The following is an 18702-nucleotide window of genomic DNA, read 5'->3' on the forward strand; positions in this document are numbered from 1 at the left end:
ACGATATTGCTGATCAACTTCGGGATCTGCTGCTGGAAGAAATCTATTCTCAGCGTCAAGCAATACATGCTAATGCATAGGCTGATGCCGCCGACTGCTCCACCATTTCGCAAAGTTCGTTGTATCGCAAGCTGATTGCTCAAATTGGAAATTGCCCCGATGCTAAAGGGTTTCTAAATTCTCCGAAATCTGCCGAAAAACCCGTGTAATCATGGGCAATAAATCTCTGGAGGATGGCGGGCTATGGATCAGCAGCGAATTCAGGCGTATGTGGAGTCCTGTCTGCAAAATTTTTCGCAGGCTGACTCAGGTTGAAGGAGATGGACTACTAGTTTTGATGGCGTCCCAGGCGGCCTCGTAAAGCCTGCTGCTCTCACCCACATGCTTCAGATGCTTGAGTTTAGCAAACAGCTCTGCCGGAGGATAAATACCAGGATTGCCTAAATCGGAGGGGGTGATCAGGCCAGCCTGCCGCGCCGTGCGATTGGGGGAGCCATACTGGGTGAAGTTAGAAATGCGGGCCGAAACCGTTGGTTCCAGGATGAAATTGATGAATTGCTCTGCGAGCTGCCGATGTTGGGCTTGAGCCGGAATTGCCATGTTGTCAGTCCAGATGATGCTGCCTTCTTTGGGAATGGCATAGCGCAGGTCTGGGTTCTCCTTCATCACCTGAAAAATGTCACCACTCCACTCAAAGGCTAAATCCACTTCGCCTTGATTCAGCAACGATTGGCCAATGTCATCCGCAAAGGCAGCGATGGTATCTTTCTGTTTGATCAAAAAATCTCTAGCTTGATTGATTTCTTCAACTTTCTCTGTGTTGGGGTCATATCCCAGAAACAGCAGCACGGCACCAATGGTGTAGCGCGTATCGTCCATCCAGGCGATTCGGCCCGCATATTGGGGCATAAACATAGCCGTCCAACTATCGATTTCCTTACCTGTTGTTTCCAAGTTATAGCCGATGCCAAGTGTTCCCCACTGGTACGGCACACTGTAACGATTGCCCGGATCGTAATCCGAATTGAGGAAATTGGGATCGATGTGCTTCAGGTTGGGAATCTGCCTAGCATCAAGCGGTTGCAGCAGCCCTTCAGTTGCCATCATCTGAATCATGTAATCAGCCGGAAAAATCAGATCATAGTTAGTATCTCTAGCTTTGACACGAGCGTACATTTCTTCGTTACTGCCGTAGGTATCGTAATTAATCTTGACGCGATATTGCTGTTGAAATTCTTCCAAGACTTCTGGAGCAATGTAGGTATCCCAGTTGTAGATGTTGAGTTCCGTAACCGCGAGCTGCTGAGCCTGGAGTTGCGGCAGGCCGACGATTGAGAGGGCTACGGTGAGGCAGAGGATTAGCAGGAAGAGGCGGCGTTTCATGGGTGAGGGGTGAGGGGTGAGTAGGGAGTAGGGAGTAGGGAGTAGGGGGTAGGGGGTAGGGAGTAGGGAGTGTTGACTGTAAAGTGCTCTGGTTGGTAGATATAAGGTGAACTCCAGGTGAGGGAATCAATTTGTTCGTCTCACTCGTAGGAGAGGCAGAAGTTAGGGAGAATTCTGGCTCCTGTCTTTTGCCTTCTGACTCTTGACTCCTGGCTCCTGAGCACATAGTTCAGGAGTATTAGCGTGAGTTCGCAGATAGGTGGTTAACCATTGACAGCCCTGGTGCAATAGCTGATCGAGGTCTTCAACGGCCCAGAGGCGGACCATGCCATCGGCACCGGTTGTGGCTAGAGTGCGGCCATCGGCACTAAAGCTGAGGCTAAACATGGCTCCTGCTTCACTGCGATACTCGGCCAGCAGTGTGCCAGCTTGATTCCACAGCCGTACGGTACCGTCTGCCCCAGCGGTAGCGATCAGTTGACCGTCGGGGCTAAAGTCTACTTGGTGAACAATACCGGCATGGCCTTTGAGCTGCCGCAGCAGGTTGCCGCTTCGGTCCCATAGCTGCACGGTGCCCTCGGTACCAGTTGTGGCAAACTGTTTACCATCGGGGCTAAACCGAGCATCATAAACCGCACCGGCTTGTTGTTCTAAGACTTTCAGGGATTTACCTGCCCGATTCCACAACCGCACGGTGCCGTCGGAACCTGTGGTCAGCAGCAACTGATCATCTGGGCTGAAGTGGATGCTTTTGACCCGCCCTTGGTGACCTTCGAGCACGAGCAGCGGTGTCCCGTCTCGTTCCCAGATGCGGGCGGTTGACTCACTGCCGACAGCCAACAGCTTTCCATTAGAGCTAAAACTGATGCTAAAGACACCGCCTTGGTGGCCTTTGAGTTCGCGCACCAGTTGCCCATTTAATTGCCAAATTCGCACCGTGTCCTCAAATCCACCTGCGGCCAACAGTTGACCGGTCGGATCAAAACTGACGCTCAAGGCTCTGCCTTGCAGTCCGGTAAACACAGCGAGCGGCTTACCGCGTCGAGTCCACAGGCGCACGGTGCGGTTTTGACCAGCGGTGGCTAGCATATTGCCATCAGGGCTAAAACGAATGCTGTAAATTTGGTTTTGCTGTCCACCAAATTCTCGCAGCGGTACTCTAAAACGTTCCCAAAGTCGTAGTGTCCCGTCGTTGCCTGCACTCGCCAGCATTAAACCATCGGAACTAAAGCTGACGCTGTTGACCCGACCTTGATGGCCCCTAAAGTCTGCCAGCGGTTCGCCCGTATCGCTCCATAGACGTAGCACGCCATCATCCCCCACGCTTGCCAAGGCCAACCCATCGGGGCTGAACTGAACCTGATTCACCTTGCCTTGGTGCCGCCTAAACTGGGTGACTTTCTGGCCTGAGCGAGTCCATACATCCACTCCATCGACGCCAGCTGTGGCTAAAAGCTGTCCGTCGGGACGAAAGCTGAGGCTTGTGATCCAGCGCTGCGATTTGGCAAAGGCAGAAACAGTTTTACCATCTCGATTCCAGAACCGCACTCCATCCAAACCAGCCGTGACCAGAAGTTTGCCATCTGGACTGTAGCTAACTGCATGAATTTCGCTTTGATGCCCTTGCCAAACTTTGAGCTGTCGCCCTGCCCGATTCCATAGCCGAATGGTGCGGTCTTGGCCCACGGTGACGATCCGCTGCCCATCGGGACTGAACGTCACAGCCATCACAGCTCCCCGGTGTTGCTGCATGGAGGCAATCAACCGACCCGTCCGATCCCAGAGCCGGGCACCATCAAATCCGGCAGTGGCAATCCGTTGACTGTCGGGGCTAAAGCTGACGCTCTTGATCCAGCCGGTATGTCCCTTTAGCTCAGCTATCAAGGTTTGATCCCGGTTCCACAGCCGCACCGTCTGGTCTTGGCCGACACTGGCGAACAGCGAACCATCGGGACTAAAGCTAACGCTCAACACACGGCCCTGATGGCCCAAAAGCTGGTTTTTTTCTCGAATTCGATCCAAAATCGACTGCAAAGCAAACAGAGGACTGGTAGCCGGATAGCGGTGTAGCGGGCGGTTATCCTTGACTAGGGCCTTCAGCTCTTGCCCGGTCTGCATGGCCGACAGCAACGCCTCAATTTGCTCAAACTCGAACTGCTGCAATGCGCTGATTCCTGCCTGCTCTAAGCGGGTGCCGGTCCGGGCTTCTCGCTGCCGATAGGCCGTGCTAGCCGCAACAATGCCTGCAAAGACGGCCAAACCCAAACAGCCAGCCAGAATTGCGGAACCGATGCGAATTCGTTGAACTGCTTCCTGATTTGCCGCGGTCAAAATTAGGGATGCCTGCTTCTCCTGTTCTAGAAACAGCTGCATTTCCTGTTTGGCTAATTCCTGACTGGCCGCAAGAAAGCGGTAGTCCTGGCTGCTGAGGTATTTGTTTGCAGCCCAGGACTGTGCATTGAGGAGGGCTTGCCCCCGCAGCAGGCAGGATTGATCTTGCTCTGCCGAAGCAATCCAATGGTTGAGGGCTAGGGCATAGGGACGCAGATCGGCTAGGGCTTGCTCTACCCAGGCGCAATTGAATACTTCAGCGTAGATGCGATTATGAACGCGCAATTTACCTTTGTGGTTGACCACTAACCCGGTCAGACGCAGCTCCATTTGTTCAGCACTGCCATCGGCTACAAGTCCAGCATTTGGGTCATCAATAGCAGTTTGATCTAGCACCTGTTGATACAGTCCGAGCAACTGTCCGGCTTGGTTAGGATTGCGCAAGACACGGTCACGAATCGTCCGCAAATGTTCGGGTTCATCTTGTGCTTCCCAATTATCCAAAACTCGCTGCCGAATTAACTGAGCAATTTGGTCGGGTTCTTCCCCACTGGCGATGGGGCTGGTCAGCGTTTGCACCAGGCGACAAACCTTTTGGGTCAGAAACGGTTGTCCATCAGTCCAGGCAAGAATTTCAGCTAAGACTCGCTCTGGATGCTCTGCATAATTAACCAACCCAGGTAAGAGCGCTGCTTTGGCTGGTTCTAACTCAATCCCAAACAGATCAATAGCTTCACCAATATTAAAAGGTGTCTGTTCTTTGTTCTGAATTAAGTTAGAGGGTGTTGCCACACCGAGTAAGCAAAACGTCAATCGCTTATAGATTGGATCATCAACTCGATGGTTATAGCAGGCACGAATAAAGGCAAAGAAATCATCTTTAAAGGAAATCTTGAGAATGCTATCGATCTCGTCGATAAAGACAACAACTGGCTGAGAGAATTCTTGCAGTAGTATATTCTCAATAAATTCCTTCAGCCGTTGAATCGGAGATAGAACCTCCTGTTCTCGCCACCAAGTTCTAAAATCAACTTTTCTGCTTAGTCCAAATCCCCGCAGCAGTTCTGAAACAATTGCACCATACCATTCTGCTGGTGTTACATTACTGCCAATACCCGTGATATCAATCGATCCACACCGAACTCCAGCCTGTTTGAGGCGTTTCATCACTTGGACCCGCAGGCTCGATTTTCCCATCTGCCGCGAATTTAGCACATAACAATAGTGCCCATCTTTTAAGTGGTGAAACAGATCGTGATCCGCCTGCCGCTCCACATAGGTAGGATGCTGGTATTCCAGAGAGCCACCAACCTGATAGTAATCATCGCTTAGCATAGGGATCAAGCCGTTCTTGGAAGTATTGCCGATACAGTTCACAGCGAGGCACAACAGAATCTCCCTGCCGTGTAATCAGACCCATACTATAGAGTTTATAAACATGCGTAATCGATAAGCGAATTGGCTGCATAGCGGTTACTACTTGGTGAAACGCTTCTGCAAGCTGTGGCTGTTGGTTTAGCGTGACCCAGTGGCGGCGTAGGTGGTCTTCATAGATGCCTGTATTTGTAGTAGCTTCGGCCAGCAGTTGATCGAGCGGCAACCCCTGACAGATCTGATAAAGCGCCAAACGAATTAGGTAAGGATGACCGCCGACCACCGCCATGAGTTGCTCGATCTGGGCTGGTTGCCAAACCAACTGATGGGCTGACACCAGCGATCCTACCTCGGCAGCAGTGAATTCTCCCAGCTCGACCGGCAAGCCCACATTAAAGGGCGATTGGTTGATATTTAACCTGCCATAATCTTCGGTGGAGTGAGCTACCACAAGGCGCAATTGCTCCCACAGCTCGATAGTTTTGGCTTCCTCATGCCAGAGGCGCAGCATCGAAAAGAAGCCTTGAGCAATCTCCGGTAAGACAAATACACAATCGACTTCATCCAGCGCCAACACCAGGGGACTGTCCAGCGTTTCCAGCAGATGGTCTTGCACATAGGTGGTACAGTTAAAGATGCTGCCTCGATCCTGCTCCCAATAGTGGTCTAGTTGGGCCGGACGGTGCAGCTTCTGGCTAATGCAGGCACAAAACCAGCGCAAAAACCGATCCAGACTGCTGAGGGCATTGTCTTCGGCCTGGCGCAGGTTCAGCCGTACCGTGCCATAGCCCAGCTTGCTGGCGTGATCGACAATTCGCGTCATCAACGAGGTTTTGCCCATTTGCCGGGGTGCCTTGATGCGAATCAGTGCTCCTGGCTTGGCAATGGTTTGGTAGCAGCGCGGCTCAATCGGTCGCTCAACGTAAAACAGAGAGCCAAGTTTCACCGAACCTTCAGGCAGTTCCGGCCCTGCTAGGGCTTGATCTTCAGATAGACGGGCTAAGAGAACAGAACTGGGCGGCTTTGCCGCCGAGACAACCGGTGCTTGGGAGAGGTAGGGCTGATAGTCACTGAAGATTTCGAACTGGTTAAGGGGGGTTTGCAGCAGTTGCTCCAAGCTCGTTTCTTGTCGCCAAATTTGGTAGAGGGCTGTTTGTACCAGGTAGGGATGCCCTCCCAGTAAGGTTGTGAGCTGTTCGACCTGGAGCGGAGTCCATGTCAAGTCATAGCGCTGGACCAACTGCTGCACCTGCTCGGTTGTAAATGGCTTCAGCTCAACCGACAAGCCCACATTCAGCGGTGATTGATTCAAATTAGTCGGCAAAAGCACCTCGGATGAGTAGGCGATAATCAGGCGCAATTTTTTCCAATCTTCTCGCCGTTTAGCCGCTTCATGCCAGGTGCGTAGCAGGCCCAAAAACTCGATCGTCAAGTCTGGATTGAGAAAAATCTGATCGAGTTCATCCAGGCTTAAAACCATTGGCTGGGGGCTGTGGGGCAGCAGGTATTGCTCAAAATAGATCTTGCTGCTGAGCTTACTGCCAAGGGTGTCGTCCCAGTAGTCTGAAAGCTGGTTAGGAAGCTGTAGCCCCAGCGTGACGTTAATACAGAGCCAGCGCAACAACTGGTCTAAATCCTGGAACACTTCTTTGTGGGCAAGCTGAAAGCTTAGGGAGAGGGTGCGGTAGCCCAAGGTTTCCGCGTGCTGCAAAATTCTGGCAATCAGCGAGGTCTTGCCCATCTGCCGGGGTGCTCGAATTCGGACCAGCGCACCTGGTTGGGCAATCAATTTGTAACAGTTTGTTTCAATGGGTGGGCGCTCGATGTAGGAAATTGACCCTAGCGAGACTTGCCCTCCTGGCAGTTCTGGTTCTACAATCTGAGACGAACTGGTTTCTTCCTCAGGTATCTGGGGGCGGGCGTAGTCTTCTGACTCTAAGGTGAGTTGAAAGGCCCGGAAGCAAGATTTTAACGTTTCACGATCTACACCCAACTCGCACTTCAGCACTCTCACCAGCGTATCAACCGACAGCCCTGTGCGCTCACTCAAGTTTTCCAATGTGTAGCGACTGCCCGCGTTTTCGGCAATTTCTGCCGACAGTTTAGCCGCTAGCAGCCTCTCTAACCCTTGAGATGTCAGGACAACACCACGTCGGCGTCTGTGGAGCGGTCGATTTACTTGCATTGGCCCATTGTCAGACTCAGAAACTCAGCCAGAGAACGAACCGAAAAACTCATCCAAACAGCGAACTCAACCAAGGCACCCAAGTTTAGCTTGACACCCTTTTGATCCACTTCAACTGTTGTTTAGGCCTAACTTCAGAAAAAATCCGAAGTTAAGGGAGGCTAATTCGGAGATAAGAGGACGTCTTCTGATTTTAGATTGATTTTGGACAAACTGGTTATTGATTCGGTGATTTGGTCAATAAACTTGTAGCGCCCAGTTAATGTCCAGTTAATACCCGGTTAATGCCCAGCCCGCACCCAGCCCGCAGCAAGTTTGGCCATGTAGCCCTGCAATTTCTAAAGTTTGGACTTAACTCCCTAAACTGCGATTGTTCTAATCGGGCAGGTAAGGGAAACTACCAGTAGTTCTTTAGCCCCCCTACTAGATCGACATGAAACTCACTTATCGCGGTATCAGCTATTCTCCAGCTTCGGTTGTTTTGCCTGAAATCACTGCTGTGACCGTAGGCACTTACCGGGGAACCACTTCGAAAATTCAGCACTACCGGATGCCGTTGTCGTCTCAAAAGACGGTGAACTTAAGATATCGTGGTGCCTACTACCAGCCTGTGGCTCATGGTCCAGCCGAGCTGATTTCGGCTCTAGCGTAAGCAGTAGCTATCGGTAATTAAAGGCTTTCAGGGCTTACGCCAAGGAATTCCTCTCTAAGCCCCCCCGGTCGAGGAAGCCGAGTTCTCATAGCTCTCTGGCACAACGCTTAAGAACCACCTAGTAATTTTCCAGTTCTATGAGTTCAGTTCACTCAAACAGGACTAGCAAATTGCCCAGGCCATTCTTAGCTAGTGTTTCAGCTGCTTTAGAGAACTGTGCGTAAGCTCTGATTTCCTAAAACTAGTTCTTAAACAGCAAATCGAAGTTATTTAGTGATTGAAGTTGCCAACCTATGAATCGGCTTTGTTGCACCCTAGTGATTGGAGTGACAAACCATGTCCTTAATTAACCCTGATTGCGAGCTTGTTGTGCTCCTTTACGAAGATTTGCCCCGCTGGATCGACCATCTGCTGATGCATTTCAAAGCCGAGGATGTGTTATCCCAGTCTGGTGCTGATTCAGATGCTGCTCCGATCTGGCCGGCCACCGAGGCTAGCTTGACCTCTCCGCTAGAAGCGCAAACTATTCGTCAGCTTCTCAACTATGCCAAGCGCAAACTGCAAACTTCTCGCATGCCCCATTTTCTCAGAGTCACCATGTACTTGAGAGTTTGTTGTTTAGCGATTCAACACAACCTGCTAAGCGAACAGCAGATTGCTCTGGGTAGCCTCTACCACACGCTGCTGCACTGGTTATGGGAATGTGAACCAGACTGGTGGGAGCACTGCACAATTACAGATAACCGTGGCATTACATCGTCCAATGCCCGTGTTCAGGATTTGCTAAAACCTTTACAAGATTTTGTCAGTCAGTTTGCAGAGGCGTAGATGTGATTTTCAATGGTCTTTTAATGGTCTTTTAATGGCCAACAAATTATGGTTAACGAACCCATGATTCATTGAACCAATGGGCCAATAAATCGATAAATGACTAATAAGACTAATAACAATAACAACTAAAAAGTAAAAAGTAAAAAGTGGGGATCGAGCAAAACTGGCTTTTCCAGGCCCAATCCCCACCGTAGCATCATTCAAATGTATTGATCTTGTTCAACCAAGATGAAGTGCTATTGCACCCTAAACGGTCTCTTCAATGCGATTCACTTCACCCACCGTCGGCTCACTAAACACCGTCGAGTAGGCTAAACCAGCCAAAATAGCCCCTAGGATAGGAGCCAACCAGAATAACCACACCTGGCTAAACAGCTCTGGTCCAGCAAATATAGCTACACCCGTACTACGAGCCGGATTCACCGAAGTATTGGTTACCGGAATGCTGATCAAGTGAATCAACGTCAAACACATACCAATCGCAATTGGTGCGAACCCTGCCGGCGCTCGTGTGTCAGTTGCACCCATAATTACCAACAGGAAAATAAACGTCAGCACCACCTCGGCTAAGAAGCAGGCAAACAGCCCATAGCCACCCGGTGAATGCACCCCAAACCCATTAGTAGCCAGCGGGTTGGAACCAGTTAGGGCAAAGCCATCCCGACCCGAGGCAATAATGTAGATAACACCACCAGCTACAAGCGCACCTAGTACTTGAGCCACAATGTAAGGCAGCAACTCAGAAGCCGGGAACCGCTTACCAGCCCAGAGGCCAAAGGAAACCGCTGGGTTGAGGTGGCAACCAGAGATGTGGCCGATAGCATAGGCCATTGTTAAAACCGTGAGACCAAACGCCAAGGAAACCCCAAGAAAACCGAGACCAAAGAAGTTGGACGTTTCTGGAAACCTAGCGTCGTAGGGAAAAGCCGCGGCAAGGACAGCACTACCGCAACCGCCCAGAACAAGCCAGAAGGTGCCGATAAATTCGGCAAGGCAACGTTTCGTCAGTGGCATCTATAGAACTCCTTAATTAACAGCTAATTGCAGCTAACTATTCGACTCAACTCATGCAGCAGCCCAAACTGGCTGTAAATTCAGGTTGTGAGTTCAAAATTATAGAACTTTGATCGCTCTACAACCTGAAATTTCATCATTTAATTAGGATCGTTATGCCGAATGTATGTTGAATAAGAGGATGCACCTCAAAGTTACAGTCAAGTTACAGCCACCCCACATTGTGCTTTCACATTTGGCAGGAGTCAATCCGCATTTTAGGAAATGCAAAATTAAGTTTTGCTTCAGATCCGCTGAATCAGGGAAACAACGATCAAGTAGATTCCAGTAAATGCCGATCCGCTAGTAGTCAAGTAGTAGTCAAGCTTGGGGCAAAGCACCGGCTGGAGGCTAAATTGAGGCTGATACTCGCTTGGCAACCTGCCCAGAAACTCACTCAGAAACCGATTCAGAAACTGATTCAGAAACTGATTCAAAAGTCAGGCCAGGAACCAACCTGGGAACCAGCCTGGGAACCCAGCTAGCGGTTGAAACATCATAGATGAGTACTAAGATGAGTACTAAAACTCAAGCACCTGCCGATTCATTCCATTCATTCGCTTTTCCAGTACATGATTCCCTGTTCCTGTCAAGCGCCATGACGCGCAATCTCACGGCAAAAAATGGCTGAATTTTTGCAAATTTTTAGTTTGAGCTAGATCACTAGCATGGCGGATGTTCTGCTTTGTGGATTCCCCCTATGCTTTGAAGCGAGGAAGCCTAATCAGACAGAACCAAGTCAGAACTGTATTCCTGTTCCCTCTGCTTCACCCTTCGGTGATTCTGGGGGAACAGGTTCCCTAAACTACTCAAAGCTTCCAACAGTATTTCCAGCTGAATTGTAGGGTGCTTAAGAAGGTGATTCCTGTGAGGTTAAACAGGTTAGTAATTTTCTTAGTGCTGACCATATCCGCTGCAATTTTCGGACTGTTACCCGAATGGTCGGCCAGATCAGATTCTTTGCAGAAAGCAGCCCATCGTTATTACGTTCAAGGCTATCAGCAAGGTAAGGCGGATGCGATGGCTCTCAAGGACTTTCAACCAAATTTGCAGGTGACTGATCGGAAAGCGTTCGAAGCACAGTATGCTCGTGGATATAGAGACGGTTATAAGCTAGTGAATCGCTAAGCGGAGATACAAGTGGCCCATATGCCTTGGTTACCTAGCTATGAGCACTCGTGCATTTTCTGTTCTGCCCAAGCTGAATGCCTGAGTTACATAGCTAGGTGCTGTAAGTTGCAACGGGTCAGTTCCAAGCTCTGAGCTATTACCAACAGTTGCTACGGCATACGAGGTTCGGCGTTACAGGTAGAAAGAGTTGAGGTTAAGCTTCTACATTCATTCATCGATTAGTTCAGAAATTTGTTGGTTTGTAGTGCCTTAAATCGATCTGACCTAGCTTAATCTTTACCTGATTTTAATTCACTGATAATCATGAGGTAAACCGATGGGACTATTCTTTGATGTTTTGCAGGCAATCAATAATCCTAATCAGCAAGGAAGCGTTTCGCAACTTGAATCCATTACTCGCTCCGTTCAGCAAGCGACAAGCAACCAAGGCATCGATGCAGGCACAACCCAATCTCTGATATCGGCATTGGGCGGCTTTCTCCAACCAGCCCTGCAACAACAGCAATCTATGATGGGAAAAAACCAACTAGAAACGTTGCTCGGTCGCTTTGGCGCTGGCACAACCACAGCTAGTGCATCTACTGTCTCAGCTTTGTTTCCACCCCAGATGCAGCAGCAAATGATTCAAACGATTGCCCAGAAAACTGGCATAAGCTCCAATATTCTAGGGAGTATTCTGCCGCTCCTGATTCCAGCTGTGTTGGGTCTCCTCGGTATGGGGGCTAAAACAACTGGAACGGGTGGTGGCAATCCGTTACTGAGCGCCTTCCTAAACAGCAGCGGAAATACCGACTTGGGTGATGTGTTTAAGTTTGCAAACCGGTTTCTCAGCCCTGTGTAGGTATTGGCAAGTTATTATAGGGCTTGTTTGTAAACAAAGATTGAGATCCCTCTGAATCCCCCTATGCCCGCAGGGTAGGCTTCGCCTACGGTTCCCTTCTTTTATAGGCTTTGCCTTCTCCCGTTAGGGTAGGCTACGGGGTCTACACAAGTCGAAGATCCCCCCTAACCCCCCTTAAATAAAGGGGGAAGAGGCGCACCTACCAATCAGGGATTGAAGTCCCCCTTGATCTACGCCGAAGGCTCATTCTCGTAGAGGTTTAGGGAGATTTAGGGGGATCACCCCCTGCATTGAGTCGCGATCGAGATCTGTGTACACGGTAGGTTAGGGTAGAAGGGTGAGTCAGATGTGAAGCCGATTCTAGCCTCTTAAAATTCATTTCTAAACAGTTTCTCAATGTCATTACTTAGCCATTTCTTAATACAGCGTTTTTCACTCATGTGAGGTGTAGGGGCGGTGCCTCTATACCCCGTTTTTCGTACTTCACTAGCCTGAAAAAGGCTGTAGGTGAATAGACTGTCTTGCTGTTGCTGTGATGCTAATCCACTACATAGAACAAGTGATCTGATTTTAATAATTAAGAAAAAATTTAATTTTATCGCAGGAACTAAATAGGTTAAGCTTCAAAGATTCCTATCTTTAATCAGTCTAATAATTTTTTTAATTAAAGCTTTCGGACCGCTTCCCATATAGGTTTTTGCTATAGGTTCAAGTCAAAATCTAGAAAATAAAATCAGGAAAATAGATAAAAATGTTTGGTAGAGCACTTCAAAAAAATCGATCGATTTGTTATCCTTTTTGATATTGGGCTTATTAGTTCTCCTATCAGTTCATCTGACAGCTTCTTCTGAGATAGGTTTTTTCAAATTTTCCCAAGAAAGCTTCTTAAAACAATTTTTGTAACCTGAATTTTTTCTAAAAGCCATTTCCTGCTGAGAGCTACATTTTCTCGGATTACCAATCAAGCAGGTTTTTTGATTGTAGAGATAGCATCTGTCACAGTTTTGCTGATTTCACTCCGAGCATATGAAGTTGGCGGATAGTACATTTAGTATAAATGGATAAGGGTTGTTCAGGTTGAAGCATCGGCGGATCAATGCGATTTGGTTTGTTGTAAGGTGTTACGATGCCAGATTTAACGCTCAAACTCTGTGAGGTTAGGAAACTTACCATTTAACCTTATGCTCCTAGCTGCACACTAGCCTCTGAATTACAGGTTAGATACACTTCTGCGGCAGCGTTTTTTGCTGCGCTAATTCTTGAATTTGTTCTGAACTTCTTCTGGCTATATCTTCTGGCTATATTGTTCTGCTGAATTGTTTCCTTCTTTTTGTTCTGATTCCTAGAGATATCAGTAGGGGGCGACCCATGACTAGATTTAGCGGCTGTTGATAAAAATCAGCCTCTTTGAGACTTTTAGAAAAAAGAATATTGAAGTAAAGGTAATGCCTTAGAGCCGTTGTTTGAACAGATTCTCACTAAATCAGCGGCCTGTTTTGCCATGAATTTCTAGTAAGAGAAAGCTCAATTTTTTCAATAAAAAATTCAATTTTTGGGTTTACTTTTACCCTTCAAATAGTTAGAATACCTCTTGGAAATCCTATCAGGGAATAATTGAATTATGAGCGAGCAAACAAACAACTACCTAATTCCAGCCGACATCAATGCCCTCAGCTTTGATAGCTTTGGACGTGACCCCCGACGGGATGTGGTTTGTCTCTCTCCGATTCGGACTATCATCCGCAGAGAAGAGGAAATTACCCTCGTTCGCAAGGTGCGCAAGGTAGAGGAAGTTGACGCAGGTCTGGCCTGTCCGGCTACCAGTCAAACCATGTCCTCCAATCCCTTTACTCAGCAGTAATCGTTGCAAAGACTGGCAACATCGCTGAAGATTCACTATTGGTAATTACCATGAGCGAACAAACGAATAGTTACATCATTCCAGCCGACATCAATGCCCTCAGCTTTGATAGTTTTGGACGTGACCCTCGACGGGATGTGGTTTGTCTCTCTCCGATTCGGACCATCATCCACAGAGAAGAGGAAGTTACCCTTGTTCGCAAAGTGCGCAAGGTGGAAGAAGTTGATGCAGGTCTGGCTTGCCCGGTAAACAGTGCGACGGTAACGTCTAACCCGTTTACGAATCAGCAGGCAGGCTATGCTCAGCAACCTCAAACCACCGGTGTCTAATCCCTAGTTTTAGTGAGCACTATGAGCAATCAGCCTAACGGTCAAATGATTCCGATGGACATCAATGCCCTCAGCTTTGATAGCTTTGGACGTGACCCCCGACGGGATGTGGTTTGTCTCTCTCCGATTCGGACTATCATCCGCAGAGAAGAGGAAATTACCCTCGTTCGCAAGGTGCGCAAAGTAGAGGAAGTTGACGCAGGTCTGGCCTGTCCGGCTACCAGTCAAACCATGTCCTCCAATCCCTTTACTGACGGGGAAAAAAAAACTTACTAGTTGACGAGGCTGGTTCTGCTAGCCCCATTCCATCAGCTTCTACCTATCCAACCAGTTACCAAGCTGCATCGACCAGCGGACGGGTTGACCAGGTTGATGTATCTCAGTCTGCTTCTCCATCTGGGCAGGCTGAGTCTTTTTATCAGCCTACTTCTCAACCCATGTCTCAACCCATGTCTCAACTTGCCTACCAGCCTACGGTTGAGACCGGAGAAGCCCGTTTGCCAGATGAACCCAACCCCGCAGCTCCAGCTGTTGTGACGACCTACCAAACCACGGACGATCAAACCTCCCGAACAAGCTCCCAGACGACTACCGACCCTGGACAGGGGTACCAACCGCAGTCGCTCGGTGGCTTCCACGAAGATCTGGTTGTCCACAGTCAGCGAAACTGCCTTTACATTGCTCCCGATGCCATGGACAGGCTCCAGCAGCAAACGGCAGTGTCTAGGTTGCTCCAGCCGGGACTATACACCATCAGACTTAAGAGCGGTACGTTTGACTATCAAATTGAGTCAGGGCATCCCGGTGAGCCGATTGTGTTGCTCTGGGCCTATGGTGGCAGAGTAGTCAATCAGAAAACTGGGATTGAGGTGGGTGCCACTTGGTCTACCCTGAATGGCTACAATGACATGCTGCTGCTGCGGGTGATTGAACCAGCCACCCTCTGCGGGTTCTTCTTCGACACCTATTTAGAAGACAACGAGGGAGAAGTAGTCGTTTCAGTAGAAGGACCGGGCTACAGCGATAACCTGACGGTCCACAGCAAATACAACTGCCACTTTATTGATCCAGACACTATGCGCAGCTTGGAGCAGGAAATTTCTGTTTCCCGAACCTTGCAGCGCGGTACCTACATTCTTCGGATCAAGAGCGGCGCGTTCGGCTATCGATCTGAACCTAGCCTTCAGGGCGAGCCAATTGTATTGCTCTGGATCTATGGCGGCAAGGTGGTCAACCAGCAGACAGGGATTGAGGTTGCTGCAACTTGGATTTCTCTGAATGGCTACAGCGATATGCTGCGGTTAGAAGTTCGAGAAGCGGCCACAGTTTGTGCCTTCTTCTTCGACACCTACCTGGAGGACAACCAAGGCGAAGTGACCCTATCGGTGACTCGGATCTAAAGTCGGATCTAAAGTTATCTAAAGTCAGGTCAACCTGACAATTGGCCAAATAGCAAAATGTGATCGGCAGCGGGTTAACGACCTGTTGCTTTTTTGTTTCTCTTTGCTTTCTAATTTTGCTTTCTAATTTTGTTTCCCAATCTTGTTTCTCACGGTGTAGATAAAAACTGCCCCATCTGAGCGATGGTCAAAATCGACATCCAGGTCCAATTTTTTTGATCCTGATAAGCCTGGCTGATGCGCTCCTGACAGTTCATATACGACTGGTAATCCGCTAGCACCAGATTAGGGTCATTGTTGATCAACCACTCGATCAAGGGTTTGAAAACGCTGCTGTCGCCGTAGGAGAAATAGCCGGATGCGATCAAATCCAAAGCTTGCTTTAGGTCTGGATCGGTGTCATAGAGCTGCCAGGGATCATATCTGGCGTTGAGGCGTTCGGCTTCGGTGGCCGTCATGCCGAAGAGAAACAGGTTTTTGGCTCCGATGGCTTGCCGCAACTCTAGGTTGGCACTGTTGGGTGTTCCGATGGTAATAGCGCCATTCAGGGCAAATTGCAGCGGTATCAGACTCGGCACATCTTGATCGGCTAGCGGAATCTGCTCGGCTAAATCCGTTGCCGCATAAACATGACGGATGGTTTTATAGTGGTTGTCCGCTAAAACAATCACCTGTAGCCGCCCCTGGACATCTGGATCACCATTAATGGCATCTGACACAGCCCGGATCAGTTGGGCAATGGCAGCGGCAACCGGATGATTCGGCACAGCTGCACCAACAAATAGGCAAGTCCGCGGCACAGACCGATGCGCGAAGCGCTGAATCGTATCGGTGCTGGCATTGGTTTTGAGACGGGCATAGAGGGTGATGATATGCAGCAGATTCAGCAACTGGCGCTTGTTGGCCTCGATTGGCATGGCTTGCACATCGAACAGGGAATTGAGATTGACCGCAATGCCCGTCTGTTGGTGGATATAATCCACCAAATCCTGTTTGGCTGCCCGTTTCGCCTCCCACCAGTTACCGCAAAATTTAGCATTATCGACTAGGGATTCAAGCTGCTGCAACTGTTCAGGGTGAATCATCCAGCTATTCCCCAACCATTGCGTAATCAGGTTCGTTAAGCGAGGATTAGCTTGAGCTAAAAAGCGGCGCGGTGTAATTTTGGCCGATGTGTCACTAAATCGTTCGGCATACATGTCGTTGAAGTCTGCTAGAAGCGTGCGTTGAAGCAACTGGGTGTGAAGCGGGTATACACCAGCAATCGGGTCACTACCAACACAGGCGAGGTGCAGCATACGGAGATTACCACTACTTTGATCGATCAGCGACATGCGACCAATACGCTCCTCATCTGCAGGAAAACGGCTCCGCACCTGATCCAGAAAACGCCGGTTAATTTCATGGATGATTTCCAGATGTCTGGGCAAGAGCTGGTTGAACAACTCAATTGGCCACTGCTCACCGCGTGCAGTTGCAGTCAAGTGATACAGGCGGCAGCTACAGAGCTTTTCAGTGATTGACCAAGCCTGCTCCCAGTCGAGCTGATGTTCATCGACAAGCTGGTACATCAGTTCTGCCAGAGTTAAGGCCGTGGTCGGATCATTTAACTGCACCCGAAAGTGGTCGGGCAGCGACTCCAGCGGACGTTCAGCCTCGAGATGGAGCCGGATCATATCTTGAACAGCCCCAGAGGCGAGTAAGAACCATTGCTTCCAGCTCAGTTCTTGCTGCTGATCGGAAGGGTTGACGGCAGGTGAGGAATGAGGTTGACGTAGCAGTGCGGTATTTGCTTTCCACAGTCGTAACCGATTAATCGTCTCTGTCTCGTATCCCGAAATCAGCAGATCCAAGGGAACTGCCTGTACCACTTCTGCGGCCACCCAGCGTTTGCGATAGTGTCCCTGCTCGTCGGTATAGAATTCGGTATGGCCACCAAACTTTACCTCAACGCTAGCAGCCTGTTCCAGCTCCCAGATAGTTCGGGTTAAATCATGTTCATCCAGGGCAGACGATGCATCGTCAGGTTTGTCACGTTTGTCAGGTGCGTCAGGTTTGCCAAGTGCGTCAGGTGCGTCAGGCTCGCTAAATTTATCATCGGAATAAATCCCATATCCGATTGCAGCAAGGCCAACGGTTGTGTAGGCTTCCAAATTACTGCCAACTAGACAACCTAAACCGTCCGTCTCCTGTTCTGACCAGTTTTCCTGTTCACAGAGCTGGTCTAAATTCAGCCCCAATTCTTGCAGGGCTTGCCGGACTAGATCGAATAAACCCAGATTGGCCAGATGATTTTCTAGCTGCACCCCCACGGCATATTCAGGAGAAATCTCAACCCGCACGGGTTGGATTTGGGCCAATGGCTCAGTGGAACTGAACCGCAGCAGACGTGCTCGCACCATTGCTGCCAAGGCTACATAGGCATCTGCACCGGTAGCGGTTTGTGGGGTTCGATGTCGGATATGATACAACGTATCCACGAACGCCTGTTGAAATATTCGGATGTTGAAGGATTCGCGAGTTGCAATTGGAATAATTTTTGCCATCGCTGCATCTATTGCTGAGATAGGGTTGGGTGTACTATCTACCTGACTGGCTGTACAAACTTCCAGAGACGGATCAGCTGGATTTAAGCTACTAAATGCCTTCAGTGTTGCCAGGTCTGCTGTTGATTCAGTGCTCTCCGCGGCAGCTCCTGTATTTATCACTTGTGCATCTGTTACTTGTGCTTCTGTCACTTGTGCTTCTTCAAATTGATCAGCATCTTGATTAGCATCCTCTTTAACAATTTCAGTTTCTTCCGTTAGGTTCTGATCGGGCAAACAAGCAGCTAAATCGAAAGGTTCCTCTATTTCGCTTACTCCAATTACCTGATCAGCCTGCTGTGCTGCCGTCTCGGATGGATCTGTATTTTCGATCACATTTTCATTTGTTGAGTTCATTTCGTCCTTTACAGTTGATGCAATCGTTTCTGGTTGATTGACCACAGCCGTTTCTGTTTCAGCCCTTTGTGATTCCTGCTCCCCCAAATCGGGGAGGTTGGACTCAGAGCCATCCCCTTCCAGGTTCAAAACGGCTCCAGACCTTGATGACCAAATTCCTCTCGTCAAAACCGCAAGCCCTGCGCCCAACAGCACCACTGGCAGTAACCATAAAGCATTAGCAGAATCCATACTGCGTAAAGTTGCTGACTTATCGCCCCAACTTGCTAAGGATCAAACGTGAAGTGTTAAAACTTTTGAAAGATTTTTCAACGTTGTCATTTTTCAACATTGTCTTAGTGTGCTGCGTCTTAGTGTGCTGCGTCTTAGTATGCTGCGCGCTCACCAAC

Annotated in this window: 12 protein-coding genes; 7 read left to right on the plus strand and 5 right to left on the minus strand. The window is 49.2% G+C overall.

Going from position 1 to position 18702, the window contains the following annotated elements; translation table 11 throughout:
• Positions 1-306: 306 nt before the first annotated feature.
• The 3 genes from HJG54_RS06025 to HJG54_RS06035 all read right to left on the minus strand — a co-directional run bounded on the left by HJG54_RS06025 (position 307) and on the right by HJG54_RS06035 (position 7273).
• Positions 307-1383, minus strand: coding sequence for an ABC transporter substrate-binding protein (locus HJG54_RS06025; RefSeq protein WP_316433917.1), 1077 nt, complete (start codon positions 1381-1383; stop codon positions 307-309).
• 162 nt (positions 1384-1545) lie between these two features.
• Complete coding sequence (locus tag HJG54_RS06030) at positions 1546-5049, minus strand: AAA-like domain-containing protein (RefSeq protein ID WP_316433919.1); 3504 nt, start codon at positions 5047-5049, stop codon at positions 1546-1548.
• Positions 5036-7273 carry an AAA-like domain-containing protein gene (locus HJG54_RS06035; RefSeq protein WP_316433920.1) on the minus strand — a complete coding sequence of 746 codons (2238 nt, stop codon included), beginning with the start codon at positions 7271-7273 and terminating at the stop codon, positions 5036-5038. The genes HJG54_RS06030 and HJG54_RS06035 overlap by 14 nt, the downstream gene beginning before the upstream one ends.
• Positions 7274-7706: 433 nt before the next feature.
• Here HJG54_RS06035 and HJG54_RS06040 point away from each other — a divergent pair, with 433 nt between their 5' ends.
• Positions 7707-7925 (plus strand): DUF4278 domain-containing protein, encoded by a 219-nt coding sequence (locus HJG54_RS06040; RefSeq protein WP_036002802.1) that lies wholly within the window; start codon positions 7707-7709, stop codon positions 7923-7925.
• Positions 7926-8261: 336 nt separating this feature from the next.
• Positions 8262-8753: a hypothetical protein gene (locus HJG54_RS06045; protein WP_316433921.1), complete on the plus strand. Its 492-nt coding sequence runs from the start codon at positions 8262-8264 to the stop codon at positions 8751-8753.
• A gap of 249 nt (positions 8754-9002) precedes the next feature.
• Here HJG54_RS06045 and aqpZ read toward each other — a convergent pair whose 3' ends face one another.
• On the minus strand, positions 9003-9770 hold the full coding sequence (gene aqpZ, locus HJG54_RS06050) for an aquaporin Z (RefSeq protein ID WP_036002809.1): 768 nt from the start codon (positions 9768-9770) through the stop codon (positions 9003-9005).
• Between the two features lie 1486 nt (positions 9771-11256).
• Here aqpZ and HJG54_RS06055 point away from each other — a divergent pair.
• The 5 genes from HJG54_RS06055 (at position 11257) to HJG54_RS06075 (ending at position 15371) form a co-directional block, all read left to right on the plus strand.
• Complete coding sequence (locus tag HJG54_RS06055; protein ID WP_316433923.1) at positions 11257-11781, plus strand: DUF937 domain-containing protein; 525 nt, start codon at positions 11257-11259, stop codon at positions 11779-11781.
• Positions 11782-13402: 1621 nt separating this feature from the next.
• Positions 13403-13642: a hypothetical protein gene (locus HJG54_RS06060; protein ID WP_316433924.1), complete on the plus strand. Its 240-nt coding sequence runs from the start codon at positions 13403-13405 to the stop codon at positions 13640-13642.
• 50 nt (positions 13643-13692) lie between these two features.
• Positions 13693-13971, plus strand: a complete 279-nt coding sequence (locus HJG54_RS06065; RefSeq protein ID WP_036002822.1) for a hypothetical protein — start codon at positions 13693-13695, stop codon at positions 13969-13971.
• A gap of 21 nt (positions 13972-13992) precedes the next feature.
• Positions 13993-14247 (plus strand): hypothetical protein, encoded by a 255-nt coding sequence (locus HJG54_RS06070; protein WP_316433926.1) that lies wholly within the window; start codon positions 13993-13995, stop codon positions 14245-14247.
• A gap of 161 nt (positions 14248-14408) precedes the next feature.
• Positions 14409-15371 carry a hypothetical protein gene (locus HJG54_RS06075; RefSeq protein ID WP_316433927.1) on the plus strand — a complete coding sequence of 321 codons (963 nt, stop codon included), beginning with the start codon at positions 14409-14411 and terminating at the stop codon, positions 15369-15371.
• Between the two features lie 149 nt (positions 15372-15520).
• On the opposite strand, the gene glgP is transcribed toward HJG54_RS06075, so the two are convergent.
• Positions 15521-18544 (minus strand): glycogen/starch/alpha-glucan family phosphorylase, encoded by a 3024-nt coding sequence (gene glgP, locus HJG54_RS06080; RefSeq protein ID WP_316433928.1) that lies wholly within the window; start codon positions 18542-18544, stop codon positions 15521-15523.
• Positions 18545-18702 lie beyond the last annotated feature (158 nt).

This window comes from Leptolyngbya sp. NK1-12 (assembly GCF_032598965.1).
Lineage (GTDB): Bacteria > Cyanobacteriota > Cyanobacteriia > Elainellales > Elainellaceae > Elainella.